Origin of the sequence: Streptomyces sp. NBC_01267 (genome assembly GCF_036241575.1) — a bacterium.
GTDB lineage: Bacteria > Actinomycetota > Actinomycetes > Streptomycetales > Streptomycetaceae > Streptomyces.
The window spans coordinates 1,111,524-1,137,684 of record NZ_CP108455.1 but is presented as its reverse complement, the minus strand read 5'-3'; the positions used below and the strand labels follow the sequence as shown (position 1 = coordinate 1,137,684).

Here is a 26,161-nt window from a genome sequence, read left to right as displayed (position 1 = left end):
GGGTTGGCTTGGGAGCGGTCGCGCTCCTGCGATTGACTTGGCCCGGCCGCCCCGAGGGCGGCGCGCGGCGAGCGGCGGAGGAACAGGGGTCGGGCATGGCGGAGACATCGGGCCGGGTTGTTCCGGACCTCACCGAACTGGCGGCGGACGGCGCCGCCCTGGCCGGAGCGGGCACGGCGGAGCGGGTCGCCTCCGTCCTCCGGGAACGGATCACCGAGGGGTACTTCCCGCCCGGGAGCAGGCTCTCCGAGGAGAGCCTCAGCGGTGCGCTCGCCGTTTCCCGGAACACGCTGCGGGAGGCGTTCCGACTGCTCACCCATGAGCGGCTGCTCGAACACCGGCTCAACAAAGGGGTTTTCGTCCGGGTGCTCGCGGTGGCGGACCTGGTGGACATCTACCAGGTCAGGCTGCTGGTCGAGTGCGCGGCGCTACGGGCGCTGGGGGAGCCGCCGTACGCGCTGGAAGCGGCCGAAGCCGCGGTGGCCACCGGTGAGCGGGCCGCCGCGGTGGACGACTGGGCGGCCTGCTCGACCGCCAACATCCGCTTCCACCAGGCGCTGGCGGGGCTGGCCGGCAGTCCCCGGGTGAACGAGCTGATGGGCAATGTGCTGGCCGAGCTGCGGCTGGCCTTCCACGTGATGGCGGACCCGCGCCGTTTCCACGAGCCGTATCTCACCCGGAACCGCGAGCTCGTGGACCGGCTGGCCGCGGGGGACGCGGCAGGCGCCGAACGCATGCTGGGTTTCTATCTGGAGGACTCCCGCCGTCAGCTCGCCGAGGCGTACGCGCAGCGGCTCGCGGCCGAGTGAGGGCGGTGCGCACGGGGTCGGCGGTGTGAGACTTCGGGCGCCGGACGCCCCGTACGGCTCCTGCCGTCCGTTCTGTGATCGACGTCTCTTGTGCGTTTGTTGAACAATCACCTAGGGTCTCGCGCAGCATCCCCCCGTCTGACCGGGACCGCAAGGTCCATGCGCGGAAGAAGGCCGACGCGTGATCGTTCTCCTCGGCGTGCTCGTGGTGATCCTCGGATTCGCCACGCGCCGCAACCCCCTCCTCGTGGTGGGAGCAGCCGGCATCGTGACCGGACTGCTCGGCAAACTGTCCCCGCAGGAAGTGCTGGCCGCGTTCGGCAACAACTTCGCCTCGGCCCGTTCGGTGACCGTATTCGTCATCACGCTGCCGGTCATCGGGCTGCTGGAGCGCTACGGCCTCCAGGAGCAGGCACGCAGCCTCATCGGGAAGCTCGGCAAGCTGACGACCGGCCGCTTTCTCGCGCTCTATCTGCTCATCCGCCAGCTCACCGCTTCCGTGGGGCTGACCAGCATCGGCGGCCCGGCGCAGAGCGTGCGTCCGCTGATCGCCCCGATGGCCGAGGCGGCTGCCGAGGCCAAGGCGGGGGGACCGCTGCCGCAGCGGCTGCGGGAGAAGATCCGCTCGCACGCCTCCGGCGCCGACACCGTCGGCGTCTTCTTCGGCGAGGACTGTTTCATAGCCATCGGCTCGATCCTGCTGATCACCGGGTTCGTGAACTCGACCTACAACCAGCACCTGGAACCGCTGAGTCTGGCGCTGTGGGCCATTCCCTCCGCGGTCTGCGCCTTCGTCATCCATGGCGCCCGGCTGCTGAACCTGGACCGCCAACTGGAGCGTGAACTCGCGGTCGTCGCCGCCGAGAACGAGCTCGCCGCCCACACCGCACGCAGCCCCGAGGACTCCAAGTGATCAAGTCCGAGTACTTCTTCTGGCTGGTGGGCGCCGTCTTCCTGGTGATGGCCGCGCAGATGGCCAACGACCGGACCAACCCCAAACGCCTCGGTTCGGCCTCCTTCTGGGGTCTGCTGGGCGCGTCGTTCTTCTACTCGACCGGTGTGGTCGACACATCGCTTCCTGCCGAGCCGCTCGGCCTCGCCGTCCTCGTACTGATCGTCCTCGGCGGATTCGGCTTCACCGGCAAGGGCGCCTCGCACACCCCGCCCCGCGAGGAGCGCGCCGCCTCGGCCGCCCGCTTCGGCAACAAGCTCTTCCTGCCGGCCCTCACCATCCCCGTCGTCGCGATGATCTGCGCGACGCTGCTGAAGAAGTGGAAGATCGGCGGCGAGCCGGTCCTGGAGCCGGGGTACGAGACCATCCTGGGGCTGGGCATCGGCGCGATCGCCGCGCTGGCCGTCGGCATGGTGGTGCTGCGGGAACGCCGCGTCGCGGTTCCGCTGCACGCGGGCCGCAACATGCTGGAATCCATGGGCTGGGCGCTGATCCTGCCCCAGCTGCTGGCCGTGCTCGGCTCGATCTTCCAACTGGCGGGCGTCGGCGACCAGGTGGGCCGGATCACCGAGGCGATCCTCCCCGAGGGCCAGCGCTTCATCGCCGTGGTCGTCTACTGCTGCGGCATGGTCCTCTTCACCATCGTCATGGGCAACGCCTTCGCGGCCTTCCCCGTCATGACGGCCGCGATCGGCTGGCCCGTGCTCATCCAGCAGATGCACGGCAGCACCCCGGCGATCCTCGCCATCGGCATGCTGTGCGGCTTCTGCGGCACACTCGTCACCCCGATGGCCGCCAACTTCAACCTGGTCCCGGCCGCGCTGCTGGAACTCAAGGACCAGTACGGGCCCATCAAGGCCCAACTGCCCACCGCCGCAGCGCTGCTGGTCTGCAACATCGCCATCCTGGCCCTGTTCGCCTTCTGATCCCCGAGCGCCCCACCGCTGTCCCACCTCCCCCAAGGAGCGACCCCTCCATGCCCCTCGCACCGTCCGTGCTTCCTTCCGAGTACGCGCTGCCGTTCGCCGAGCTGGCGCTCCACAACGTGGTCCGCGAGTACCCCAACGCCCCCGCCCACCTCTACGCGGGCCCCGAGGAGATCGTCGCGCCGCGCACCCTGCACCCGGCCTTCTACGGGTCGTACGACTGGCACTCCACCGTGCACATGCACTGGTTGCTCGTACGGCTGCTGCGCCGCTTCGGGTCCCAGGCCCTGAGCTCCCGGACCTCGGGTGACCAGGCCTCGGGTGACCAGGCCTCGGGCGACCGGATCCCGGACGCCCTGCCCGCGGCCGTCACGGCCCGGATCACCGAGGTGCTCGACACCCATCTGACCCCCGAGAACCTCGCCGTGGAGGCCGCGTACCTGCGCCGTCGCCCGTCGTTCGAGCGGCCGTACGGCTGGGCCTGGTCGGTGGCGCTCGCCGCCGAGTGCCGTGCGCTCGGCGGTCCCGCCGGTGACCGCTGGGCCGACGCCCTGGCCCCGCTGGTGGACGCCGTCGGTGAACTGCTGACGGGCTGGCTGGCCAAGGCGACGTACCCGGTCAGGCACGGGGTCCACAACAACAGCGCCTTCGGTCTCGGACTCGTCCTGGACGCGGGCGCGGAGGCCGGACTGGCCGGTCCGGTGCTGGACGCGGTGACCGACCGGCTGCACGGCTGGTTCGCCGACGATCACGACGCCCCGCTCCACTGGGAGCCGTCGGGCCAGGACTTCCTCTCGCCCGCGCTCACCGAGGCGCACGCCATGCTCCGGGTCCTGCCGCCCGCGGACTTCCCCGGATGGCTCGCCCGGTTTGTACCGTCGCTCACCGACGGCACCCCGTGTTCCCTGCTCACCCCGCCGGTGATCTCGGACCGCTCCGATCCGCAGATCGGACATCTGCTGGGGCTCGCCCTGAGCCGCGCCGCCGGTCTGCGGGCCCTGGCCGGAGCACTGCCCGAGGGCCCGGCCCGCGATGCCCTGGAGCGTTCCGTCGCCGCCCATCTGGCGACGGGCCTCCCGGCCGTCTCCTCCGGCGACTTCACCTCGGACCACTGGCTGGCCTCCTTCGCCACCCTGGCCCTGGACACCGCGCCGGGCCGCTGAGCCCGTTCCCCACGGCGTCCGGCCGCTCGTCCGCCGGGCCGGATGTCAGTGGGGTCTGGTAGGAATTTGGCTGTGAGCAGCGACAACAAGCAGCCAGAGCCTCCTGACCGCGAGGCTCCCGAGCAGCTTGCGCTCATCCGGGAATCGGTGCGTACGGCCAAGGTGCCCCGCGCCAAACCACGCACCTGGCGGGGGGCCGCGCTCGCCAAGGAGCTTCCGGTGGCGCGGGTCGTGGTGAACAAGGGCGTGCTCCACCTCGACCAGTTCTTCGACTACGCGGTACCGGAAGAACTGGACGAGGCGGCTCAGCCGGGTGTCCGGGTGCGGGTGCGGTTCGGCGCGGGGAGCCGCAATGTGCGAGACGGCCGCCGTGAGGGCGGCGGGCTCATCGACGGGTTCGTGGTCGAGCGCCGTGCCGAATCCGACTACGTGGGCCCGCTGGCCGCGCTCGCCGCCGTGGTGTCGCCCGAACCGGTGCTCGGCGCCGACCTGCTGGGGCTCGCCAGGGCAGTGGCCGACCGGTATGCGGGCAGCCTCGCCGATGTTCTGCAACTGGCCGTACCGCCCCGCAACGCACGGGCCGAGGGAAAGCCGTCCCCCGAACCACTGGAGCCACCGCGGCCTCCGGACCCGGAGACCTGGGAGCGGTACGGACAGGGACCGGGATTTCTGCGGGCACTCGCCTCCGGCGCCGCACCGCGCGCCGTATGGAGCGCGCTGCCCGGACCGCACTGGCCGCAGGAACTGGCGCGCGCCGTCGCCGCGGTGCTGTCCTCGGGACGCGGCGCCCTCGTCGTGGTACCCGACGGACGGTCCGCCGCGCGGGTGGACTCCGCGCTCACCGCCGTTCTCGGCGCGGGGCGGCACGCGCTGCTCACCGCGGACGCCGGGCCGGAGAAGCGGTACCGGCAGTGGCTCGCCGTGCGGCGGGGGGCGGTGCGGGCCGTGGTGGGCACCCGCGCCGCGATGTTCGCACCCGTGCAGGACCTCGGCCTGGTCGCCATCTGGGAGGACGGCGACTCCAGCCACAGCGAACCGCACGCACCGCTGCCGCACGCCCGCGAAGTGCTGCTGCTCCGGGCCGCGCACGACAAGTGCGGCTTCCTGCTGGGCAGTACGAGCTGCACGGTGGAGGCCGCCCAGCTCGTCGAGAGCGGCTGGGCCGCGCCCCTGGTGGCCGACCGGGAACAGGTCAGGGCCGCGGCGCCGCTGGTCCGCACCGTCGGCGACCTGGATCTGGTGCGGGACGAAGGGGCGAGGGCGGCCCGCCTGCCGAGCCTCGCCTGGCAGGCGGTGCGGGACGGGCTGAAGAGCGGCCCGGTACTGGTGCAGGTGCCGAGACGGGGGTACGTGCCCCGGCTGTCCTGCGAACGCTGCCGCACCCCAGCCCGGTGCGCGCACTGCGCGGGCCCGCTGGAGGCCCCGGACGAACGGGCCCTGCGCTGCGGCTGGTGCGGGCAGGACGCGACCGGCTGGCACTGCCTCGAATGCGGTCACACGAGGCTGCGCGCGCAGGTCGTCGGCGCCCGGCGTACCGCGGAGGAGCTGGGACGGGCGTTTCCGGCGGTGCCGGTGCGGACATCCGGCCGTGACCAGGTGCTGGACACCGTGGACGGGCGGCCCGCGCTGATCGTCAGCACCCCGGGCGCCGAGCCGGTCGCCGAGGGCGGATACGCGGCGGCGCTGCTGCTCGACGGCTGGGCGATGCTCGGGCGGCCCGACCTGCGTGCGGGCGAGGAGGCGCTGCGGCGCTGGATCGACGCCGCCTCCCTCGTACGGGGCCAGGGAGAGGGGGGCACCGTGGTCGTCGTCGCCGAGCCGACGCTGCGGCCCGTGCAGGCGCTGGTCCGCTGGGACCCGGTCGGGCACGCCGTGCGGGAACTGGCCGAGCGCGCCGAGCTGGGCTTCCCGCCCGTGTCCAGGATGGCCGCGGTGTCCGGGCGGCCGGAGACGCTGAGCGCGTTCCTCGACGCGGTCGACCTGCCGGGCGACGCGGAGGTGCTGGGACCGGTACCGGTGCTGTCCCCCGATCCGAACCGGCCGCGCAGACCGGGCGACGCACCGCCCGGCGAAAGCGTGGAACGGGCGTTGATCCGGGTGCCGCCGGGGAGCGGGGCGGCGCTCGCGGCCGCACTCAAGACGGCGCAGGCGGCGCGGCTGACACGGGGCGGCGAACCCGTACGGATCAGGGTCGACCCGCCGGACATCGGCTGAGCTGAGGCCTCCGGAGCTCAACCGAGCCGCAGTTCTCCGGAGTTCGGCCGGGCCGGGGTCCCCGGGACACCGGCCGGGGCGAAGTGCGCGAGAAACACCGGCCGAGGCATGCCGCACCGTCCACCACCCGCGGCCGGCGGCCGAACGCACGGCTGCCCCCGGCGCGGTCGACGCAGGGGGCAGCGGAGGTGGGGTGACGGGTCAGCCGTTGCGCGGCCCCGGGAGGGCACCCGGGCGGGCTTCCTCCCGCAGGACATGGCTGTTCGCCGTCGGCTGGGGAGGCATGGACCGGGCAGCGGGAACGGTGGGCAGGCCGGGTGCGACGGGCAGGGTACGGGTCGGGGGGCCGCTCTCCACGGCAGCGGCCGGTACGGGTTGTTCCGGCTCGGCCGCCGCAGCAGCAGCCGCCGCTCGCCGGGTGCCGTAACGGCGGTGCACCGCCTGCTTGGTGACCCCGAGCGCCGAGCCCACCGCGTCCCACGAGAATCCCAGCGAACGGTCGAAGTCCACCGCGGCCGTCACCAGGGTTTCGACGCTGTCCCGCAGCTCCTGGGCCAGCCGGACGGTCGGTGCGGGCGCCCTGCCGTAGACGACGAAGCCCGTGGAAGGGCCCGAACGGCGCGGACGGTAGACGTTGCCCAACTGGGCGGTGAGGGTGCGAAGCGCGTCCACCTGTCGGCGGACCCGCTCGATGTCCCGAACCAACAGATGCAGGCTGGCCCGCGCTTGGGCGTCGTGGGTTGCGTGGTCGGCCATGAACAAGCCTCTCGAACCGGCGTTGAAAGGGATCGGACCGCGCGTGCGGCCCATGGTGTCGTGTCGGTCAATCTCTGTTTCGGTCAATCTCTCTTGACCAACGCGCCACCTGCTGTTGTGGTCACGCTGCGGGGGCGTAGGGGCATATGCGAGGGGCGCGCGACTGTGCGTACGCCCCCTGCGTCCACGGCCCATAGACTGGTGCGCTGCTCGTTGTCGTACGTAGTCGGTCCGAGAGGCATCCAGTGAAACTCGTCTTCGCAGGCACCCCCGAGGTCGCCGTACCCGCCCTGGACGCGCTGATCGCATCCGACCGGCACGAGGTGGCCGCCGTCGTCACCCGGCCCGACGCACCGGCCGGTCGCGGTCGCCGGCTGGTCGCGAGCCCGGTCGCGCAGCGCGCGGAGGAGGCCGGTATCGAGGTGCTGAAGCCGGCCAGACCGCGCGACGAGGCCTTCCTCGCCAGGCTCCGGGAGATCGGCCCGGACTGCTGCCCGGTCGTCGCCTACGGCGCGCTGCTGCCCAGGACCGCGCTCGACGTCCCGGCCCGCGGCTGGGTCAATCTGCACTTCTCGCTGCTGCCCGCCTGGCGCGGAGCGGCCCCGGTACAGCATTCGATCATCGCGGGCGACGAGGTGACCGGTGCGTCGACGTTCCTGATCGAGGAGGGGCTCGACTCGGGCCCGGTGTACGGGGTGCTCACCGAGGAAGTACGCCCCACCGACACCAGCGGCGATCTGCTCACCAGGCTCGCCTTCGCCGGGTCCGGGCTGCTCGTGGCGACCATGGACGGCATCGAGGACGGCACCCTGCACGCCGTGCCGCAGCCCGCCGAGGGCATCTCGTCGGCGCCGAAGATCACTGTCGAGGACGCCCAGGTGGACTGGACCGCCCCCGCCATGCGGGTGGACCGCCTGGTGCGCGGCTGCACCCCCGCGCCCGGCGCCTGGACGCTCTTCCGCGGCGAGCGGCTCAAACTGGTCGCGCTGACACCGGTCACCGACCGCACCGACCTGGCCCCCGGCGAACTGTCGGTCTCCAAGAACAGCGTGCACGTCGGCACCGGCTCGCACGCCGTCGAACTGCTCTGGGTCCAGCCCCAGGGCAAGAAGCCGATGCGCGCCGCCGACTGGGCACGCGGGGTACGGATCGCCGCGGGCGAACTGCTCGGCGACTGACGCGCGGTCCGCGGCGGCCGGACAGCCCCGGCCGCCGACCGCGACCGCCGGTGAGCGGTGCGGCGCCGCGGACGTACGCTGAGAGGGTTCGCCCCCTCTCACCACCAGCGGAGCACCTTTCACGTGAACGACCAGCCTCGCCGCCGTCCCGCCCAGCAGTCGAAGCCGTACCGCCGCCCGCAGAAGGACCCGGTGCGGATCCTCGCCTTCGAGGCGCTGCGGGCGGTCGACGACCGGGACGCGTACGCCAACCTCGTGCTGCCGCCGCTGCTGAAGAAGGCGCGCGAGAACCCGCAGTTCGACGGGCGGGACGCGGCGCTGGCCACCGAGCTGGTGTACGGGACCCTGCGCCGTCAGGGCACCTACGACGCGATCATCTCGGCGTGCATCGACCGGCCGCTGCGCCAGGTCGATCCGCCGGTCCTCGACGTGCTGGCGCTCGGCGTGCACCAGCTGCTCGGCACCCGTATCCCCACCCACGCGGCGGTCTCCGCGAGCGTGGAGCTGGCCAGGGTGGTGCTCGGCGACGGGCGGGCCAAGTTCGTCAACGCGGTGCTGCGCAAGGTCGCGGCCGACGACCTGGACGGCTGGCTGGAGCGGGTCGCCCCGCCCTACGACCAGGACGCGGAGGAGCACCTGGCGGTGGTCCACTCGCACCCCCGCTGGATCGTCTCCGCGCTGTGGGACTCGCTGGGCGGTGGCCGCGCCGGTATCGAGGATCTCCTGGAGGCCGACAACGAGCGCCCCGAGGTGACGCTGGTCGCCAGGCCCGGCCGGTCCACCACCGACGAACTGATCGAAACGGTCGGCGCCGACTCCGCGCTGCCCGGACGCTGGTCGCCGTATGCCGTACGGCTCGCCGAGGGCGGCGAGCCCGGCGCGATCGAAGCCGTCCGCGACGGCCGGGCCGGGGTCCAGGACGAGGGCAGCCAGCTCGTTGCCACGGCGCTGGCCAACGCGCCGATCGAGGGCCGCGACGAGCGCTGGCTCGACGGGTGCGCCGGCCCCGGCGGGAAGGCCGCGCTGCTGGCCGCGCTCGCCGCCGGGCGGGGGGCGGCGCTGCTGGCCTCCGAGAAGCAGCCGCACCGGGCCCGTCTCGTCGAGCGGACACTGGCGGGCAACCCGGGCCCGTATCAGGTCATCGCGGCCGACGGCACCCGGCCGCCGTGGCTGCCGGGCTCCTTCGACCGGGTGCTGATGGACGTGCCGTGCACCGGACTGGGCGCGCTGCGGCGCAGGCCGGAGGCGCGGTGGCGGCGGCGCCCCGCGGACCTGGAGGGGTTCGCACCCCTGCAGCGCGGACTGCTCAGGGAGGCACTGAGCGCGGTCCGGGTCGGCGGCGTCGTCGGGTACGCGACCTGTTCCCCGCACCTGGCCGAGACCCGCGTGGTCGTCGAGGACGTGCTGAAGGGGCGGGGCGGCCAGCCGGTCGAGGCCGAGTGGATCGACGTCAGGCCGCTGATGCCGGGCGTGGCCGCGGTCGGTGACGGCCCCGACGTCCAGCTGTGGCCGCATCTGCACGGCACCGACGCGATGTACCTCGCCCTGCTGCGGCGCACGGCCTGACGCTCCGCACGGTCGCGGGGCGCGCCCCGCGACCTCCGTCGCATGCGAGGATTGCGCGGAGTGTACGGATACCCGTACCCCTTCGGTCCGTACCGTGGCAGGCAACTGCGCCGGGGCATGGCAGGCTTGGGGCATGGCCGTGCAGATCAACCCCAGCATCCTGTCCGCCGACTTCTCCCGCCTCGCGGAGGAGGCGAAGGCCGTCGAAGGTGCCGACTGGCTCCACGTCGACGTGATGGACAACCACTTCGTACCCAATCTGACGCTCGGCGTCCCGGTGGTGGAAGCGCTCAGCAGGGCGACGGACACCCCGCTGGACTGCCATCTGATGATCGAGGACGCGGACCGCTGGGCCCCGCAGTACGTCGAGGCGGGCGCGGGCTCCGTCACCTTCCACGCGGAGGCGGCGGCGGCCCCCGTACGGCTGGCACGGGAGATCAGGGCCAAGGGGGCCCGCGCGTCGATGGCGCTGAAGCCCGCGACGCCGATCGAGCCGTACGAGGACCTGCTCCCCGAGCTGGACATGCTGCTGATCATGACCGTGGAGCCGGGCTTCGGCGGCCAGTCCTTCCTGGACATCATGCTGCCGAAGATCCGCCGCACCCGTGAGCTGATCTCCAAGCACGGCCTCGAACTCTGGCTCCAGGTCGACGGCGGGGTCTCGGCGTCGACGATCGAGCGGTGCGCGGAGGCCGGCGCGGACGTCTTCGTCGCGGGCTCCGCCGTGTACGGCGCGGACGACCCGGCGGCGGCCGTCCGCATGCTCCGGCACCAGGCGCAGGAGACGACCGCCGCGGCGGCCTGGTCCTGCGGCCATTGAGCCACCAGGAGATGAACGCGGCCCTTCGGGGCCGATCAAGATGTGCCCGGTCTGACAGGATGGCGGATTCGGGGAGTGAACAGCAGTGAGGAGATCGCGGTGTCTGCTATGTCGGCGGGTCGATCAGCCCTGCGGATGGGACCCGCGGAGCTGGTGCAAGCGGCGGCCATGGCCCGTCGTTTCTACCTGGAGGGAAAGTCCAAGATCCAGATCGCGGAGGAGTTCGGCGTCAGCCGCTTCAAGGTCGCGCGGGTCCTGGAAACGGCGCTGGAGCGTGATCTCGTACGGATCGAGATCCGGGTCCCCGCCGAGCTCGACGCGGAGCGCTCGGACGCCTTGCGGGCGCGGTACGGACTGCGGCACGCCGTGGTCGTCGAGTCCCCCGCGGACGCGGCGGACGACGCACCCGACCCCGAGAACCTCGGCGAGGTGGCGGCCGACCTGCTCGGCGAACTGGTGACCGAGGGCGATGTGCTGGGCCTGGCCTGGGGCCGGTCCACGATTCACATGGCGGCGGCGCTGGACGCCCTCCCGCCGTGCACGGTCGTCCAGCTCACCGGTGTGTACGACGCGGGGACCGCCGAGCGCGGCTCGGTCGAGGCCGTACGGCGTGCCGCCCAGGTGTCCGGCGGCGAGGCCCATCCCATCTACGCCCCGATGCTGCTGCCCGACCCGGCCACCGCCGCCGCGCTGCGCAACCAGACCGGGATCGCCCGTGCCTTCGAGTACTTCGACAAGGTGACGGTGGCCGCGGTGTCCATCGGCTCCTGGGAGCCGGGCATCTCCACCGTCCACGACATGCTCAGCGACGCGGAGCGGGCGCACTACGCCTCGCTCGGTGTGGCCGCCGAGATGTCCGCGCACCTCTTCGACGCCCAGGGGCGACGGGTCGGCCGCGATCTGGGCGAGCGGTGCATCACCGTCGAGGCCGACCGGCTGCGCCGTATCCCCGAGGTCGTGGCCATCGCGGGCGGCCAGCGCAAGGCGGCGGCGATCGGAGCGGTCCTGAAGTCCGGTCTGGTCACCAGCCTGGTCACCGACACCGCGGCGGCCGACTTCCTGCTCACCGAGACCGGGCCGGGGCCGCGCCCCGCGCTGGAGCGTGCCGACCCCGACGGGGTCTGACGCCGGGTCCCGAGCCGGCAACCGGCCCCGGAATGCGCCGGGGCCGGCCTCAGCCCAGGTCACGGGCCCGCTTGAAGCGGGCCAGGCCCTCGGAGAGTTCGAGCAGCGGCGGGGGATAGGCGCCGGCGGCGCCGCGGTGCTTCCACGGTTCGTGTACGGAGGCGCCTTCGAGCCCGTCGAGTTCGGGCACCCAGCGGCGGACGTAACCGCCGTCCGGGTCGTACCGCTTGCCCTGGGCGACCGGGTTGAACACCCGGTTCGGCCGGCTGTCCGTGCCCGTCCCCGCCACCCACTGCCAGTTGAGCTGGTTGTCGGCGATGTCCCCGTCCACCAGCAGCTCCAGGAAGTGCCGGGCGCCGACCCGCCAGTCCACGTACAGCGTCTTGGTGAGGAAGCTCGCCGTCAGCAGCCGCCCCCGGTTGTGCATCCAGCCCTGGTGGCGCAGCTGGCGCATGGCGGCATCGACCACGGGATATCCGGTACGGCCCTCCCGCCAGGCCGTGATCTCCTCCTCGACCGGGCCCCCGGACCGCCAGCGGTCGTGCCGGGTCCGGTAGTCGGCGTCGGCCGACTCCGGCCGGGCGGCCAGCACCTGGTGGTGGAAGTCCCGCCAGCACAGCTGCCTGACGAACGCCTCCGGGCCGGCCCCGCCCTGCCGGGCAGCCGACCGCACCAGCTCGACGGGGGAGAGGGTGCCGAAGTGCAGATGCGGCGAGAGCCTGGACGTCGCATCGCCGGACAGGTCGTCGTGACCGGCCGCGTAACCGGCGAGCCCACCGCGCCGCCAGGCCGACCACTGTGTGCGGGCCGCCGTTTCGCCGCCCCTTGCGAGCCCCGCGGAAATCCCGGTCAGGTCCTTACGGGACGGCAGCCGCTCCGAGCCGACGCCGTCCGGAACCCGCACCACCCGGGGCGCGCCCCGGACACTGCGCAGCCGCTCCTGAGACCAGCGCCTGAAGTACGGGGTGAACACCGCGAAGTGGTCCGACGCGGCCGGGGTGACCGCGCCGGGCGGCACGGCGGTGATCACCGCGTCGTGCACCCGCAGGCGGCGTCCGTCGGCCTCCAGCGCCGCCCGCAGCCGGTCCTCACGGCGCCAGGCGTACGCACTGACCCCCGCCGCCAGGTGCACCTCGGCGGCGCCGCTCTCCGCGGCGGCCCGGCACACCTGGTCGACCACGCCACCCGACCGTACGACGAGACGGCCGCCGCGCTCCCGCAGCCCCGCGTCGAGATCCGCGAGGCAGTCAGCGAGGAACGCCCGCCGGTTGGGGGCGGCGAACCCGGCGGACTCGATGCCCGCGTCGAGGACGAACAGCGGCACCACCTCGTCCGCCGACGCGAGGGCGGCGAGCAGCGACGGATTGTCGTGCAGCCGCAGGTCGGACGTGAACAGGACGACCGACACGGTCATGGCACCACTCCTGGTAGGGGGACGGGCGGGCTGGGACTCACGTCAACGGGCCCCGGCGGCCGACTGCTTGAGGGCGGACCGGCTCTCGGCCGCCCTCGCGATATTGCGCGCCATCCCGCCGAACACGACGGCGTGGAACGGCGAGACACTCCACCAGTACGCGTGTCCGAGCAGCCCGCGCGGGTGGAAGAGGGCGCGCTGCCGGTAGCGGGTGCGCCCCCGGTCGTCCTGCTCGGCGTACATCTCCAGCCACGCCAGGCCCGGCAGCCGCATCTCGGCCCGCAGCCGCAGCAGCCGCCCCGGCTCGATCTCCTCGACCCGCCAGAAGTCCAGCGAATCCCCGACCCTGAGCCGTTCCGCGTCCCGTCTGCCACGGCGCAGGCCGACCCCGCCGACCAGCCGGTCCAGCCAGCCGCGCACGGCCCAGGCGAGGGGGAAGGAGTACCAGCCGTGGTCCCCGCCCACCCCTTCGACGACCCGCCACAGGGCGTCCGGCGAGGCGTTCACGGTGATGTCACGGCGGTCGGTGTAGAGGCTGCCGCCCGCCCAGTCGGGGTCCGTGGGGAGCGGGTCGCTGGGCGCACCCGGCAGCGAGGCCGACGACCAGCGGGTGGTGACCTCGGCCTGCTTGATCCGCTGGAGGGCGAGCACGAGCGCCTCGCGGAGGGTGAACGGCTGCCCGGGGCCGTCCGGCACGTACCGCGCGATGTCGTGTTCGCGGCACACGACCTCGTAGCGCAGTGATTCCGCGAGCGGCCGGGCGATCGCGGCCGGGACCGGGGTGACCAGGCCGATCCAGTGGCTGGAGAGGCGCGGCGAGAGCATCGGCACGGGCAGGATGAGCCGGTGCGGCAGTCCCGCGACCGCCGCGAACTGCCGCATCATGCCCTCGTAGGTGATGACGTCGGGGCCGCCGACGTCGAAGCAGCGGTGCACCTCCTCGGGCATCCGCGCGCTGCCGACGAGGTACCGCAGCACGTCCCGGACGGCGATCGGCTGGATCCTCGTCCGCACCCAGCTCGGGGTGACCATCACCGGCAGCCGCTCGGTGAGATAGCGCAGCATCTCGAAGGACGCGGACCCGGAACCGATGATGACCGCGGCGCGGAGCACAGTGGTCGGCACCCCGGAACCGAGCAGGATACGGGCGACCTCGGCGCGCGAGCGCAGGTGCGGGGACAGCTCCCGCTCTGGGACGTCGGCCGGTGCGAGGCCTCCCAGGTAGACGATGCGCCGGACGCCCGCCGCCCTGGCCTGCTCGGCGAAGATCCGGGCCGCCCTGCGGTCCGTCTCCTCGAAGCCGGAACCGGTACCCAGCGCGTGCACCAGGTAGTACGCCACATCGATGTCCCGCATCGCCGCGGCCACCGATTCCGGATCCGTGACGTCGCCCCGTACGACCTCCGCCCGGCCGGCCCAGGGATGGTCGCGCAGCTTCACCGGCGACCGGACCAGACAGCGCACCCGGTGCCCGGCATCGAGCAGGGCGGGAGCCAGCCGCCCCCCGATGTAACCGGTCGCGCCGGTCACCAGACAGTGCGGTGCGGGCGTCGCTTCACTGTCACTCATGGAATCCTCCGGATGACGGGGGTTCGTACCGATCACTGTCCGCGCCATCCTTCCCGCCGTCGGGCCGTGAACCGGGGACGCGGCGCCGGACGGATCCGTGACCCCGGCGCCTTGGACGATGACACCAAGCGGGCCGTGCCGACTCTGGCGGAAGGCACAGAACAGCAGGCCGGAGTTCGCCAGGAAGGTGGGCATCGGCGATGATGGCCTAGGAGCCGCAGCCTGGTCCGAGTGCCGGACGGCGCTGACTTCCCGCCCGCCCATTCTGTATAACCGCAGGTGAGAGAGTTAGTATGCGTTTCCTCAATGACCTGAAGCCGCCGTACGACTTGACGTACGACGATGTGTTCATGGTGCCGAGCCGATCCGCGGTCGGTTCCCGTCAGGGCGTCGATCTGTCCTCCCCCGACGGCACCGGCACCACCATCCCCCTGGTCGTCGCGAACATGACCGCCATCGCGGGCCGCAGAATGGCCGAGACCGTCGCGCGCCGCGGTGGCCTGGTCGTCATTCCCCAGGACATCCCGATCGAGGTCGTCACCGACGTCATCTCCTGGGTGAAGACCCGCCACCACGTGCTGGACACGCCGATCGTGCTGGCCCCCACCCAGACGGTCGCCGACGCGCTGTCCCTGCTGCCCAAGCGGGCGCACAACGCGGGCGTCGTCGTCGACGAGGACGGCAAGCCGGTCGGTGTGGTGACCGACGAGGACCTCGCCGGTGTCGACCGCTTCACCCAGCTGTCCGAGGTCATGTCCAAGGACCTGGTGCTGCTCGACGCGGACATAGACCCGCGCGAGGCGTTCAACAGGCTCGACGGGGCCAACCGCCGCTACGCCCCCGCGGTCGACACGGACGGCAAGCTGGTGGGCATCCTGACCCGGCGGGCCGCGCTGCGCGCCACCCTCTACACCCCTGCCGTGGACGCCCGGGGCAAGCTGCGCGTCGCCGCCGCGGTCGGTATCAACGGCGATGTCGCGGGCAAGGCCGAGCAACTGCTCGACGCGGGCGCCGACACCATCGTCGTGGACACCGCGCACGGCCACCAGGAGTCGATGATCGCCGCGGTCAGGGCGGTACGCGCACTCGACCCCGCGGTGCCGATCGTCGCGGGCAACATCGTCGCCGCCGAGGGGGTCCGCGATCTCGTCGAGGCGGGCGCCGACATCATCAAGGTCGGCGTGGGTCCCGGCGCCATGTGCACCACCCGGATGATGACCGGTGTGGGCCGCCCGCAGTTCTCCGCGGTGCTCGAATGCGCCACGGAGGCAAGGAAGTTCGGCAAGCACGTCTGGGCCGACGGCGGCGTGCGGCACCCGCGCGACGTCGCCATGGCGCTCGCCGCCGGTGCCTCCAACGTCATGATCGGCTCGTGGTTCGCCGGTACGTACGAGTCGCCGGGCGACCTCCAGCAGTCCGCCGACGGCCGCTGGTACAAGGAGTCGTTCGGCATGGCCTCGGCCCGCGCCGTCCGCAACCGTACGAGCGAGGAGTCCGCCTACGACCGCGCCCGCAAGGGCCTGTTCGAGGAGGGCATCTCCACCTCACGGATGTTCCTCGACCCGGCCCGCCCGGGTGTCGAGGACCTGATCGACTCGATCATCGCGGGCGTCCGGTCCTCCTGCACCTACGCCGGTGCGAACACCCTGGACGAGTTCGCCGAGAAGGCGATCGTCGGTGTGCAGAGCGCCGCCGGATACGCCGAGGGCAAGCCCCTGCACGCCAGTTGGGGCTGATCCGAGCCCGCTCGCCGCACCACCGGAGCCGGTTCCCGCACCTCGCGGGGGCCGGCTCCGGCGTGTGTCCGCGCTTGCCGAATCCGGCCATGACGCGGGGAACTGGCGGTGTGACGGCCGGATTTGTGCGAATGGAGTGGCCCGTAACGGGTAGTCGGGACCTGCGCGACGCACCCGGAGTGCGCACACCGGGAACGAGAAGGGGAGGACACCGTGTCCATGGCGACCACAGTCCCGACTGGATTCGCACCGCACCTTCCCCGGCCGTCCGGCCGGACCGACGAGCAACTGCCGTACGTGGCGGACCCCGGGAAAGTGGCCCCCCGGGACGCGCGTGACCTTTCCAGGCTCTTCTTCACCGCACTGGCCACCCGGGAGGAGGGCACCCGCGCGTACCAGTACGCGCGCAACACCCTCATCGAGCTGAACCTCTCCCTGGTCCGCTTCGCAGCCACCCGCTTCCGCAGCCGTTCCGAACAGATGGAGGACATCGTCCAGGTCGGCACGGTCGGGCTGATCAAGGCGATCGACCGGTTCGAACTCTCCCGCGAGGTGGAGTTCGCCACCTTCGCGATGCCCTGCATCGTGGGCGAGATCAAGCGCTTCTTCCGCGACACCAGTTGGTCCGTCCATGTGCCGCGCCGCCTCCAGGAACTGCGGATCGCGCTGGCGAAGGCATCCGACGAGCTGTTCCAGACCCTCGACCGTTCGCCCACCACCGCGGAGCTCGCGAAGCACCTGGGGATGGACGAGGAGGAGATAGTGGAAGGGCTGGTGGCCGCCAACGGCTACACGGCCGGCTCGATCGACACGCCCTACGACGACGGCACGACCGGCAGTGTCCAGACGCTGGCGGACCGGCTCGGCGAAACCGACAGCGACATGGACCTCGTGGAGAACCTCACGGCGCTGAAGCCCCTCATCGCGCGCCTCGACCACCGGGACCGGAGGATCCTGCGGATGCGGTACGGCGAGGAGCTGACCCAGTCGCAGATCGGGGCCGAACTGGGCGTGTCCCAGATGCAGGTGTCGCGGCTGCTGGCCAGGATCACCGCGCAGCTCAGGGCCGGGCTGCTCGCGCAGGGGTGAGGGCCCGGAACCACGCCCGGCCGCGTCCCGGTTCGCCCGGGGCGCGGCCGGGGGCTCAGCCGGTCGCGGGCCGGGACCAGATCGCCCGTACCGTCTTGCCCGAAGGGCGCGGGCTGATCTCGACCCGGCCCGCCAGCTTCTGCACCATGTGCCAGCCGAAGCCCCCGCCGCCCGCGAAGTCGGGCTCCCGCGCCACGGGCGGGACGGGGCTGTCGTCGTCCATCTCCACCACCAGCAGCTCCGCCTCGGCGCTCAGCCGCAGCCGCCACCAGCCCGTGGTGTGGCGTGCCGCGTTGGCCGCCAGCTCGCTGATCACGAGCAGCACGGCATCGACATCCGCCCAGGGGCAGTTCTGGGACAGAAAACGGGTCGCGGCTTCGCGTGCCGTGGCACTGTCTGCAAGGGGCGAATCCATGACAACCACAGGCGGCTCCTCAGTCATCCGCTGCTCGCCTACCCCGACTGCGCCGGTCCATCTCTCAAGAGTTGACGGTTCACCCGCAGCAGAATGACGGCGCGCCGCTTCCGCCGGTCCGGTCGCCGTACCAGGGCCGGGTCCGTCCCGGCCAGGAACCGCACCGGCCTCGTGATCTACTGCCGGTGCGGGACGCGCCGCTCCCGCACCGGCACCGCACAGAAGTGAACCCCCGGCCTTGCTGAACGAGCTCGACGCACGCATCGTGCACGCCCTCGCCGAAGACGCCCGCCGTACCTTCGCCGACATCGGCTCACTGGTCGGCCTCTCGGCCCCCGCGGTGAAGCGCCGGGTCGACCGGCTGCGCGCCGACGGTGCCATCACCGGCTTCACGGTCCGGGTCGACCCGGCTGCCCTGGGCTGGGAGACCGAGGGTTTCATCGAGATCTACTGCCGCCACAACACCTCGCCCGAGGCCATCAGGCGTGGGCTGGAACGCAACCCCGAGGTGGCGTCCGCCTCCACGGTCACCGGTGAGGCGGACGCGATCGTCCAGGTCTTCGCGTCCGACATGCGCCACTTCGAGCGCGTCCTCGAACGCATCGCGGGGGAGCCCTTCGTCGAGCGCACCAAGTCGGTCCTGGTGCTCTCCCCCCTGCTCAGGCGGTACGGATCGGGATCGCCCGCCTAGAACCGTCCGGGTGACGCAACGAATCACCGGACCGTGACGGTCGCACGCAACGAATCGCGCGGTGATGCGCAACAGGCGCGTCTTGTCGGTGCCGGGCTGCTGAACGTACCGTCGATCTGTCCCCAGAACACCCTTCTGCACCGTCCGAGGTCTGCCATGACACCGCTGCGTACCGCCCTGCTCCAGAGCTCCGGGCAGCCGGGCGACACCGCCGGGAACCTCCGGGTGCTGGACGAGGCCGCGGGCCGGGCGGCGGGCACCGGCGCCCGGCTGCTCGTCTGCCCGGAGATGTTCCTGACCGGGTACGCGATCGGCGACGACGTACCCCGGCTGGCCGAGCCCGCCGACGGGCCGGGTGCACGGGCCGTCGCCGACATCGCCGTACGGCACGGCCTCGCGGTGCTCTACGGGTACCCGGAGCGCAGCGGCGACCTGGTCCACAACGCGGCCCAGCTGATCGGCGCCGACGGCGCCCGTCTCGCGAACTACCGCAAGACCCATCTCTTCGGCTGCTTCGAGCAGAAGTGGTTCACACCGGGAGACCGGCCCGTCGTCCAGGCCGAGCTGGACGGGCTCCGGATCGGGATCATGATCTGCTACGACGTGGAGTTCCCGGAGAACGTCCGCGCGCACGCCCTGGCGGGCACGGACCTGCTGCTGGTCCCCACCGCGCAGATGCACCCCTTCCAGTTCGTCCCCGAATCCCTGGTGCCGGTGCGGGCCTTCGAGAACCAGCTGTACATCGCCTACGTCAACCGCACGGGCCAGGAGGGCGAGTTCGAGTTCGTCGGACTCAGCTGTCTGGCGGGACCCGACGGAGTGGCCCGTGCCCGCGCCGGACGTGGCGAGGAACTGGTCGTCGCCGACGCCGACCCCGCGTTCCTGCGGGATTCACGGGAGAACAACCCGTATCTGCGTGACCGCCGCCCCGGTCTGTACAGCTCGCTGACCTGAACGCCGCAGCTGCCTCGGCCCACCCCGCCGCCCTCCCCTCCCTCTCCCCTCGCGACCCGCTTCCCGGCTCTCGCGACCTTTGTGCAAGGAGTCCGTACCCCATGACGTCCACGGTGCCCACCACTGCCGTTCAGCACGCCGACGGGCAGCCGCCGATCACCATGTCCGGGCCGGACTTCCCCTACGCGTACGACGACTTCCTGTCCCACCCGGCTGGGCTGGGGCAGATACCCGCGACCCGGCACGGCACGGAGGTCGCCGTCATCGGCGGCGGGCTCTCGGGCATCGTCACCGCGTACGAACTGATGAAGATGGGCCTCAAGCCGGTCGTCTACGAGGCCGACCGGATCGGTGGCCGGCTCCGTACCGTGGGCTTCGACGGCTGCGACCCCGGACTGACCGCCGAGATGGGCGCCATGCGCTTCCCGCCCTCCTCCACGGCGCTCCAGCACTACATCGACCTGGTGGGGCTGGAGACCAGGCCGTTCCCCAACCCGCTGGCCCCCGGGACCCCTTCCACCGTCGTCGACCTCAAGGGCGAGTCGCACTACGCCACGTCCGTCGACGACCTCCCGCAGGTCTACCGCGAGGTGATGCACGCCTGGAACACCTGCCTGGAGGAGGGCGCGAACTTCGCCGAGATGAACCGCGCCCTGCGGCAGCGCGACGTCCCGAGGATCCGCGAACTGTGGGCGCGGCTGGTGGAGAAGCTCGACGACCAGACGTTCTACGGCTTCCTCTGCAGCTCCGAGGCCTTCGCCTCCTTCCGGCACCGGGAGATCTTCGGCCAGGTCGGCTTCGGCACGGGCGGCTGGGACACCGACTTCCCCAATTCCATCCTGGAGATCCTGCGCGTCGTCTACACCGAGGCGGACGACCATCACCGGGGCATCGTCGGCGGCAGCCAGCAGCTCCCGCTGCGGCTGTGGGCGCGCGAGCCGCAGAAGATCAACCACTGGCCGTCCGGTACCTCGCTCGCCTCGCTGCACGGCGGCGAGCCCCGTCCCGCGGTGACCCGGCTGCACCGCACCGCGGGCAACCGGATCACCGTCACCGACACGTCCGGAGACATTCGCACCTACCCGGCGGCCGTCTTCACCGCCCAGTCCTGGATGCTGCTCTCCAAGATCGAATGCGACGACGCGCTGTTCCCCATCGACCACTGGACGGCGATGGAGCGCACCCACTACATGGCGTCGTCCAAGCTGTTCGTGCCGGTCGACCGGCCGTTCTGGCTGGACCCGGCCGTCGACGCCAAGGGAGTGCCGACCGGGCGGGACGTCATGTCGATGACGCTCACCGACCGGATGACCCGCGGCACCTACCTCCTGGACGACGGCCCGGACCGGCCCGCGACGATCTGCCTCTCGTACACCTGGTCCGACGACAGCCTCAAGTGGCTGCCCCTGTCGGCACACGAGCGGATGGAGGTGATGCTCACGTCGCTCGGCGAGATCTACCCGGACGTCGACATCCGCGGGCACATCATCGGCAATCCGGTGACCGTCTCCTGGGAGGACGAGCCCTATTTCATGGGCGCGTTCAAGGCCAATCTCCCCGGCCACTACCGCTACCAGCGGCGCCTGTTCACGCACTTCATGCAGGACCGCCTCCCCGAGGACCGGCGCGGTCTCTTCCTCGCGGGCGACGACATCTCCTGGACGGCGGGCTGGGCCGAAGGCGCCGTCCAGACCGCGCTCAACGCCGTCTGGGGTGTCATGCACCACCTCGGCGGGACGACCGACGCGACCAACCCCGGACCCGGGGACCTGTACGAGGAGATCGCGCCGGTCGAACTGCCGGAGGACTGAACGCCCTTGCTGTGGCTGCCTGTTGCGTGGGACGGCCTGCTACGCGGGGCGGCAGACGCTGCGCTGGCCGCCCAGGCCGGAGATCTCCAGCTCCATCACGTCACCGTCGCCGAGGTAGGGGAAGCGCCCGGACAACGCCACGCCCTGCGGCGTACCGGTGTTGATGATGTCGCCGGGCTCCAGCACCAGGTACTGCGACAGATGGTGCACCAGATGCGCCACGCCGAAGATCATGTCCGCGGTGCCCGAATCCTGCCGCGGCTCGCCGTTGACGTACGAACGCAGCCGCATCCCCTGCGGGTCACCGGCCTCGTCGGCGGTCACCAGCACCGGGCCGAGCGGGTTGAAGGTCGCGCAGCTCTTGCCCTTCGACCACTGGCCGCCGGACTCCTCCAGCTGGAAGGCGCGTTCCGACACGTCGTTGCTGACGGCGTAGCCCGCGATGTGGGCGGCGGCATCGGCGGGCGAGTCGAGGTAGGAGGCGCGGCGGCCGATGACGACGGCCAGCTCGACCTCCCAGTCGGTCTTCTTCGCGCCGCGTGGGATGAGTACGTCGTCGTACGGGCCCACGATCGTGTTCGGCGACTTGTAGAAGAGGATCGGCTGCTCGGGCGGGGCCGCGCCCGACTCCGCCGCGTGGGCCGCGTAGTTCTGGCCGATGCAGAGCAGCGCGGACGGGCGGGCCACGGGCGGGCCGATCCGGTGACCGGTGATGTCGGTCTCCGGCAGCCGCTCCGGCTCCGGTACGAGACCGGGGTCGTCGGCGAGCGCGGCGAGGAAGGCGCCATCGATGTCGGCGGTGACCGACGACAGGTCGTGGTGACGGCCTTCGGGGGAGGCGAGAACGGGGCGTTCGTGGCCCGGCTCGCCGATGCGCATCAGACGCATGAGGGGGAACTCTCCTGAAGGGTGAGGGGGTTGGGGCGCCGGTCAGTGCAGCCGGCTGAGCGCATCGGCGCCCACCGCGTGGACCAGCGGCTGACCGGCCAGCAGACGCAGCACCTCGCCGACCGCACTGGCACCGAGCCGCAGCCGGCACTCCACACTGCCCGCCGCCTGGTGCGGGGTCAGCAGGACGTTCGGCAGCGCGCGGAAGGGATGGTCCACCGGTAGCGGCTCGGCGTCGAACACATCGATCGCCGCGTCCAGCCGCCCCGACGCCAGCTCGGCGAGCAGCGCGTCCTCGTCGACCAGCCAGGACCTGGCGGTGTTCACCAGACCCGCACCGTCGGGCATCAGCGCCAGCTGCTCCGGGCCGAGCATCCGGTGGGTCTCGTCGGTCACCGGGGCGTGGACGGCGACGACCCTGCTCCGTGACAGCAGGGTCTCCAGCGGTACGGACTCCACCCCGAGCGCCGCAGCGTCGGCGTCGGTCAGGAAGGGGTCGGTGACGCTCACCCGTGCCCCCATGGCCCGGACGAGCGCGATGTACGCCCGGCCCGTCCGGGACGCGCCGATCACTCCGATGTCACTGCCGTGGATCTCGTGGCGCGGCGGGGCCTGGCTCGCCTCCTGCCACGGGGCGCCGGTGCGCAGTGCCCGGTCGAAGCGCTGGATGCGGTACAGCAGCGACAGTGTGAAGGCCAGCGCCACCTCGGCGACCGGCCGCGCCATCTCGTCACCGGCCTGGCTGACCCGGATACCGCGCCGGAACACCTCGGCGGTGACGTAGGGCGCGACGGCGGATCCGGTGTGCGAGACGAGCGCCAACCGGTCGGCCGCATCGAGGAGTTCACTGTCGATCCGCGGCGTTCCCCAGGCGGTGACCAGCGCACGGGCGCCGGGCAGCGCGGCGGCGAGCGCCGCCCGGTCGCGGTGCGCGTCGAGCACCGTCAGCTCCGCGGCCCGCTCCAGGTCCTGCCACACCTCGGCCGAGAAGAACTGCGCGCGCAGCCCGGGAGGTACGGCGACCACCACCCGGGGGCGGTCAGGAGAGCCAGTCATCGAGGTGCTCCGCAACGAAGGCGTCATCGGTCAGCCAGGGGTAGGCGGCGGCCACCCGGGTGATCTCGTCCGCCTGCCCCGGAGAGAGGGTCTCGGCCGGGTCCAGACACCAGGTCCCCTCCAACAGCCCCTGACGCCGGAGTACTTCGTGGACACCGGCGATGCAGCCGCGGAACGCGCCGCGCACATCGAAGACCGCGCTGTTGGCGTCGGTCAGCTCCGGGCCGCGGGCCAGGCAGCGCAGCATCGCCTCGTGGTCCCCGGCGCGGGCCGCCCGTACGTCGTCGAGGAGGGACACCGCCGAGCCGGTCCACACCGCCCACTGGCCGAGCAGCCCGCCCGCGAACCAGCGGCGCTCGCCGCCCGCCGTCTCGTAGGGGGTCAGCAGATCGCCGATGATGCCGTCGTCGTTGCCGGTGTACAGGGCCACCTCGCCCGCGCGGTCGGCGCCCGCGACGGCCCGTACCGCGTCGGCGGTGCGGTAGCGGTCGAAGGGGGCGATCTTCACGGCCACGGTGGACGGCAGATCGGTGAAGGCCGCCCAGAAGCGCGGCGACAGATAGCGCCCGCCGACCGCCTCCTGGAGGTAGAAGCCGATCACCGGCAGCACCTCGCCGACCGCGCGGGCCCGCTCCAGCAGCCCCTTCTCGTCGGCGCCCGGCACCGCGGGGCTCAACAGCACCGCGTCATAGCCGAGTTCGGCGGCCGTCTCGGCCTCGGAGACCGCCTGGGCGGTGTAGCCGCAGGCGCCCGCGATCTTGATGAAGGGACGCCCGGCCTCGGCCCGGATCGTCTCGGCAGCGAGTTCCAGTACCGGCCGGAAGAGACCGACCTGGGGCTCCCGGATCTCGAACTGGGTGGTGTGCACGGCGACAGCGGCGCCGCCCGCGCCGGAGGCCAGGTAGTAGCGGGTCAGGGCGCGCTGCCGCCGCTCGTCGAGCTTGCGGCTCGCGTCCAGTGCGAGTGGATGGGCGGGGATCACCGCACCGTGGGCGAGGGCGTCCAAGGAGGGAGTGGACATGGAGTGGATCAGAACCTTCCGTCACGGACCTGGAACTTGGTGGGCTTGCCGGACAGCGGCAGCCCGCGGCGCAGCCAGTCGGCCTGCCACTCGACGAGAGTGCGCAGTGCGACCTCCGGATAACCGAAGAGCGCATGGCAGCGGCTCGCGTCGGAGAGCAGCGCGGTCGGCGACTCCGCCCCGATGTACACCGGCTCCCGGTCGAACTCCTCGCCGAACCACTGGGCGAGGCGGCGCACCGAAGCGGTCTCGGGGCCGGTGAGGTTGAGGGTGAAGGCCTCGCCGTCCGTGGCGTGCAGCAGCGAACGGAGGGCGACCTCGTTGGCGTACCCCTGCCACACCACGTTGGCGTGACCGGTCGTCAGGTCGACGGGCTCGCCCGACTGTACGCGGGATGCGATGTCCGCGAGCACGCCGTAGCGGAGGTCGACCGCGTAATTGAGCCTGATGTTGGTGACCTTGGTGCCACGGGTCAGTGCGGCGTGGTCGAAGATCCGCTCGCGGCCGAGGCAGGACATCGCGTACTCACCGACCGGGCCGACCGGATCGGACTCGGTGCAGCCGCCGGACGACAGGGGCACCAGCGGGTACACGTTGCCGGTGGAGAACGCGGCGATCCGCGAGGTGGACCAGCGGCGCGCCACCCGGTCCGGCATGGCGGCGTTGACCGCCCAGGCGTGCGAAGGCGCCCCGGCCGAACCGAACTTGGCGCCGACCATGAAGATCACGTTCCCGGCGTCGGGGAGTGCGCCGAGATCGGCGGCCGGATCCATCAGGTCGAAGGCGACCGTACGGACCCCGTCGGCCTCCAGCTCCGCGGCGGCGGCCTTGTCCGACCAGCGGGACACGGCGTACACCGTGACGTCGGAGCGGCCCCCGGCGTCCAGCGCCCGGCGGGCCAGCCGGCACAGGCTGGGGCCCATCTTGCCGCCGGCGCCGAGCACCAGCAGGTCGCCTTCGAGGCGGGCGAGGTCGGCGACGAGCGCGGGGGAGGGGGTGGCGAGCCGCTCTTCCAGAGCGGCCTCATCGGTGAACATGCGTGGCTATCCCTTGATTCCGGACGCGGTGACGCCCTCGGTGAAGTAGCGCTGACCCACCATGTACGCGGCGAAGATGGGCACGAACGCGATGACGGAGCCGGAGAGCACCACGTTCAGCGGCACGTTCTGCTGCTGGAGCGAGGCGATCCCGACGGTGAGCGTGCGCATGTCGGTGGACTGGCCGATGACCAGCGGCCACAGGAAGTCGTTCCAGTGCCAGAGGAAGACGAAGACACCGAGGGTGGCGAGGATCGGCTTCAGCAGCGGCAGCACGATCCGGTAGAAGATCTGCCACTCGCTGCAGCCGTCCAGCCGGGCCGCCTCGAAGAGTTCGTCGGGCAGTCCCATGATGAACTGCCGCATCAGGAAGACCGCTTGGGCGTTGGCGAGGGTCGGGATGATCAGACCCCAGTAGGTGTCCACGCCGCCCAGCTTCGCGATCATCGCGAACGTCGGGATCATCGTGACGTGGTAGGGGACCATCACCATCGAGAGGAACGACCAGAACATCGCCTCACGGCCCGGGAAGCGCTTCTTGGCGAAGGCGTATCCGGCGAGCGCGGCGAGCAGCAGCACGCCGACGACCGAGACCACCGAGTAGATCAGGGTGTTGAGCAGCCAGCGCGGCACGTCCTGGGCGCTCATGACGGCGTGGTACGCCTCGCCGGTCAGCGGCCAGGGCAGCAGACTGCCCGGGAAGTCGACCGCCGCGGACGGCTTCAGCGACAGCACGACCATCGCGTAGAACGGGAAGATCGTGACGAGCGCCGCCACCGTCAGCAGCAGGGTGCGCGCGACACGGCCCACGGGGGTGGCACGCATGCCGTGCGGCACGGTGTCGCGGTCCGCCGCCTTGCGCAGCCGCCGCTCGGCCCGCCGGGCGGCCCGGAGGTCCACCTTCTGCGGGGCGCCGGACGTACCGCCGGCGGACACGTCGGCCGGGGTCTCCACAGGTGCTGCGGTCATGG

Annotated in this window: 23 protein-coding genes; 14 read left to right on the top strand and 9 right to left on the bottom strand. The window is 72.0% G+C overall.

What is annotated here, in order from left to right; all coding sequences use genetic code 11:
* Positions 1-95: 95 nt before the first annotated feature.
* The 5 genes from OG709_RS05265 (at position 96) to OG709_RS05245 (ending at position 6,064) form a co-directional block, all read left to right on the top strand.
* Entirely contained in the window at positions 96-809 is a 714-nt protein-coding gene (locus OG709_RS05265; RefSeq protein ID WP_250303573.1) for a GntR family transcriptional regulator, read from the top strand.
* Between the two features lie 181 nt (positions 810-990).
* Positions 991-1,722, top strand: a complete 732-nt coding sequence (locus OG709_RS05260; protein WP_326695219.1) for a DUF969 domain-containing protein — start codon at positions 991-993, stop codon at positions 1,720-1,722.
* The gene (locus OG709_RS05255; protein ID WP_250303577.1) at positions 1,719-2,687 is read left to right on the top strand and encodes a DUF979 domain-containing protein; all 969 of its coding nucleotides are present in this window, start codon (positions 1,719-1,721) and stop codon (positions 2,685-2,687) included. The genes OG709_RS05260 and OG709_RS05255 overlap by 4 nt, the downstream gene beginning before the upstream one ends.
* A gap of 50 nt (positions 2,688-2,737) precedes the next feature.
* Positions 2,738-3,850, top strand: a complete 1,113-nt coding sequence (locus OG709_RS05250; protein WP_266643988.1) for a DUF2891 domain-containing protein — start codon at positions 2,738-2,740, stop codon at positions 3,848-3,850.
* A gap of 72 nt (positions 3,851-3,922) precedes the next feature.
* A complete protein-coding gene (locus tag OG709_RS05245; RefSeq protein WP_329165034.1) occupies positions 3,923-6,064 on the top strand; it encodes a primosomal protein N' in 2,142 nt (713 codons plus the stop codon).
* 201 nt (positions 6,065-6,265) lie between these two features.
* Here OG709_RS05245 and OG709_RS05240 read toward each other — a convergent pair whose 3' ends face one another.
* Entirely contained in the window at positions 6,266-6,820 is a 555-nt protein-coding gene (locus OG709_RS05240) for a hypothetical protein (protein ID WP_266643991.1), read from the bottom strand.
* Between the two features lie 245 nt (positions 6,821-7,065).
* On the opposite strand from OG709_RS05240, the gene fmt reads away from it, so the two are divergent.
* The 4 genes from fmt (at position 7,066) to OG709_RS05220 (ending at position 11,509) form a co-directional block, all read left to right on the top strand.
* Positions 7,066-7,998: a methionyl-tRNA formyltransferase gene (fmt, locus tag OG709_RS05235; RefSeq protein ID WP_266643993.1), complete on the top strand. Its 933-nt coding sequence runs from the start codon at positions 7,066-7,068 to the stop codon at positions 7,996-7,998.
* A gap of 123 nt (positions 7,999-8,121) precedes the next feature.
* Complete coding sequence (locus OG709_RS05230; protein ID WP_329165031.1) at positions 8,122-9,564, top strand: RsmB/NOP family class I SAM-dependent RNA methyltransferase; 1,443 nt, start codon at positions 8,122-8,124, stop codon at positions 9,562-9,564.
* Between the two features lie 133 nt (positions 9,565-9,697).
* Complete coding sequence (gene rpe / locus OG709_RS05225; protein WP_250303588.1) at positions 9,698-10,384, top strand: ribulose-phosphate 3-epimerase; 687 nt, start codon at positions 9,698-9,700, stop codon at positions 10,382-10,384.
* A 108-nt stretch (positions 10,385-10,492) separates the two neighbouring features.
* Positions 10,493-11,509 carry a sugar-binding transcriptional regulator gene (locus OG709_RS05220; protein WP_442815381.1) on the top strand — a complete coding sequence of 339 codons (1,017 nt, stop codon included), beginning with the start codon at positions 10,493-10,495 and terminating at the stop codon, positions 11,507-11,509.
* A gap of 49 nt (positions 11,510-11,558) precedes the next feature.
* On the opposite strand, the gene OG709_RS05215 is transcribed toward OG709_RS05220, so the two are convergent.
* Together OG709_RS05215 and OG709_RS05210 are read right to left on the bottom strand one after the other, a co-directional pair.
* Positions 11,559-12,923, bottom strand: coding sequence for a cryptochrome/photolyase family protein (locus OG709_RS05215; RefSeq protein WP_250303599.1), 1,365 nt, complete (start codon positions 12,921-12,923; stop codon positions 11,559-11,561).
* A gap of 42 nt (positions 12,924-12,965) precedes the next feature.
* Positions 12,966-14,492 (bottom strand): SDR family oxidoreductase, encoded by a 1,527-nt coding sequence (locus tag OG709_RS05210; protein WP_250303601.1) that lies wholly within the window; start codon positions 14,490-14,492, stop codon positions 12,966-12,968.
* A 293-nt stretch (positions 14,493-14,785) separates the two neighbouring features.
* On the opposite strand from OG709_RS05210, the gene OG709_RS05205 reads away from it, so the two are divergent.
* A complete protein-coding gene (locus OG709_RS05205) occupies positions 14,786-16,228 on the top strand; it encodes a GuaB1 family IMP dehydrogenase-related protein (protein WP_329165026.1) in 1,443 nt (480 codons plus the stop codon).
* A gap of 219 nt (positions 16,229-16,447) precedes the next feature.
* The gene (locus OG709_RS05200) at positions 16,448-17,317 is read left to right on the top strand and encodes an RNA polymerase sigma factor SigF (protein WP_266644012.1); all 870 of its coding nucleotides are present in this window, start codon (positions 16,448-16,450) and stop codon (positions 17,315-17,317) included.
* Positions 17,318-17,372: 55 nt separating this feature from the next.
* On the opposite strand, the gene OG709_RS05195 is transcribed toward OG709_RS05200, so the two are convergent.
* Positions 17,373-17,732, bottom strand: a complete 360-nt coding sequence (locus OG709_RS05195) for an ATP-binding protein (RefSeq protein WP_250303645.1) — start codon at positions 17,730-17,732, stop codon at positions 17,373-17,375.
* Positions 17,733-17,970: 238 nt separating this feature from the next.
* On the opposite strand from OG709_RS05195, the gene OG709_RS05190 reads away from it, so the two are divergent.
* The 3 genes from OG709_RS05190 (at position 17,971) to OG709_RS05180 (ending at position 21,188) form a co-directional block, all read left to right on the top strand.
* Positions 17,971-18,423: an Lrp/AsnC family transcriptional regulator gene (locus OG709_RS05190; protein WP_250303606.1), complete on the top strand. Its 453-nt coding sequence runs from the start codon at positions 17,971-17,973 to the stop codon at positions 18,421-18,423.
* A 156-nt stretch (positions 18,424-18,579) separates the two neighbouring features.
* On the top strand, positions 18,580-19,377 hold the full coding sequence (locus OG709_RS05185) for a carbon-nitrogen hydrolase family protein (protein ID WP_250303607.1): 798 nt from the start codon (positions 18,580-18,582) through the stop codon (positions 19,375-19,377).
* Positions 19,378-19,478: 101 nt separating this feature from the next.
* A complete protein-coding gene (locus OG709_RS05180; RefSeq protein WP_266644015.1) occupies positions 19,479-21,188 on the top strand; it encodes a flavin monoamine oxidase family protein in 1,710 nt (569 codons plus the stop codon).
* A gap of 39 nt (positions 21,189-21,227) precedes the next feature.
* On the opposite strand, the gene OG709_RS05175 is transcribed toward OG709_RS05180, so the two are convergent.
* Genes OG709_RS05175 through OG709_RS05155 form a run of 5 tightly spaced genes read right to left on the bottom strand, consistent with a single transcriptional unit; the run spans position 21,228 to position 26,159 of the window.
* Positions 21,228-22,076 carry a fumarylacetoacetate hydrolase family protein gene (locus tag OG709_RS05175; RefSeq protein WP_250303609.1) on the bottom strand — a complete coding sequence of 283 codons (849 nt, stop codon included), beginning with the start codon at positions 22,074-22,076 and terminating at the stop codon, positions 21,228-21,230.
* A 42-nt stretch (positions 22,077-22,118) separates the two neighbouring features.
* A complete protein-coding gene (locus OG709_RS05170; protein WP_250303610.1) occupies positions 22,119-23,132 on the bottom strand; it encodes a hydroxyacid dehydrogenase in 1,014 nt (337 codons plus the stop codon).
* Positions 23,116-24,153, bottom strand: a complete 1,038-nt coding sequence (locus OG709_RS05165) for a dihydrodipicolinate synthase family protein (protein ID WP_250303611.1) — start codon at positions 24,151-24,153, stop codon at positions 23,116-23,118. The genes OG709_RS05170 and OG709_RS05165 overlap by 17 nt, the downstream gene beginning before the upstream one ends.
* 8 nt (positions 24,154-24,161) lie before the next feature.
* On the bottom strand, positions 24,162-25,190 hold the full coding sequence (locus tag OG709_RS05160; RefSeq protein WP_250303612.1) for an NAD-dependent epimerase/dehydratase family protein: 1,029 nt from the start codon (positions 25,188-25,190) through the stop codon (positions 24,162-24,164).
* Between the two features lie 6 nt (positions 25,191-25,196).
* Positions 25,197-26,159 carry a carbohydrate ABC transporter permease gene (locus tag OG709_RS05155; protein WP_250303613.1) on the bottom strand — a complete coding sequence of 321 codons (963 nt, stop codon included), beginning with the start codon at positions 26,157-26,159 and terminating at the stop codon, positions 25,197-25,199.
* Between the last annotated feature and the right edge of the window lie 2 nt (positions 26,160-26,161).

What these genes read in the sequence shown, in the direction of transcription:
- OG709_RS05215 (WP_250303599.1), bottom strand. Translation starts at nt 12,923, where the DNA reads ATGACCGTGTCGGTCGTCCTGTTCACGTCCGACCTGCGGCTGCACGAC.
- OG709_RS05195 (WP_250303645.1), bottom strand. Translation starts at nt 17,732, where the DNA reads ATGGATTCGCCCCTTGCAGACAGTGCCACGGCACGCGAAGCCGCGACC.
- OG709_RS05250 (WP_266643988.1), top strand. Translation starts at nt 2,738, where the DNA reads ATGCCCCTCGCACCGTCCGTGCTTCCTTCCGAGTACGCGCTGCCGTTC.
- OG709_RS05175 (WP_250303609.1), bottom strand. Translation starts at nt 22,076, where the DNA reads ATGCGTCTGATGCGCATCGGCGAGCCGGGCCACGAACGCCCCGTTCTC.
- OG709_RS05265 (WP_250303573.1), top strand. Translation starts at nt 96, where the DNA reads ATGGCGGAGACATCGGGCCGGGTTGTTCCGGACCTCACCGAACTGGCG.
- OG709_RS05170 (WP_250303610.1), bottom strand. Translation starts at nt 23,132, where the DNA reads ATGACTGGCTCTCCTGACCGCCCCCGGGTGGTGGTCGCCGTACCTCCC.
- OG709_RS05180 (WP_266644015.1), top strand. Translation starts at nt 19,479, where the DNA reads ATGACGTCCACGGTGCCCACCACTGCCGTTCAGCACGCCGACGGGCAG.
- OG709_RS05165 (WP_250303611.1), bottom strand. Translation starts at nt 24,153, where the DNA reads ATGTCCACTCCCTCCTTGGACGCCCTCGCCCACGGTGCGGTGATCCCC.
- OG709_RS05185 (WP_250303607.1), top strand. Translation starts at nt 18,580, where the DNA reads ATGACACCGCTGCGTACCGCCCTGCTCCAGAGCTCCGGGCAGCCGGGC.
- OG709_RS05155 (WP_250303613.1), bottom strand. Translation starts at nt 26,159, where the DNA reads ATGACCGCAGCACCTGTGGAGACCCCGGCCGACGTGTCCGCCGGCGGT.
- OG709_RS05160 (WP_250303612.1), bottom strand. Translation starts at nt 25,190, where the DNA reads ATGTTCACCGATGAGGCCGCTCTGGAAGAGCGGCTCGCCACCCCCTCC.
- OG709_RS05200 (WP_266644012.1), top strand. Translation starts at nt 16,448, where the DNA reads ATGGCGACCACAGTCCCGACTGGATTCGCACCGCACCTTCCCCGGCCG.
- OG709_RS05205 (WP_329165026.1), top strand. Translation starts at nt 14,786, where the DNA reads ATGCGTTTCCTCAATGACCTGAAGCCGCCGTACGACTTGACGTACGAC.
- OG709_RS05220 (WP_442815381.1), top strand. Translation starts at nt 10,493, where the DNA reads ATGTCGGCGGGTCGATCAGCCCTGCGGATGGGACCCGCGGAGCTGGTG.
- OG709_RS05210 (WP_250303601.1), bottom strand. Translation starts at nt 14,492, where the DNA reads ATGAGTGACAGTGAAGCGACGCCCGCACCGCACTGTCTGGTGACCGGC.
- rpe (WP_250303588.1), top strand. Translation starts at nt 9,698, where the DNA reads ATGGCCGTGCAGATCAACCCCAGCATCCTGTCCGCCGACTTCTCCCGC.
- OG709_RS05240 (WP_266643991.1), bottom strand. Translation starts at nt 6,820, where the DNA reads ATGGCCGACCACGCAACCCACGACGCCCAAGCGCGGGCCAGCCTGCAT.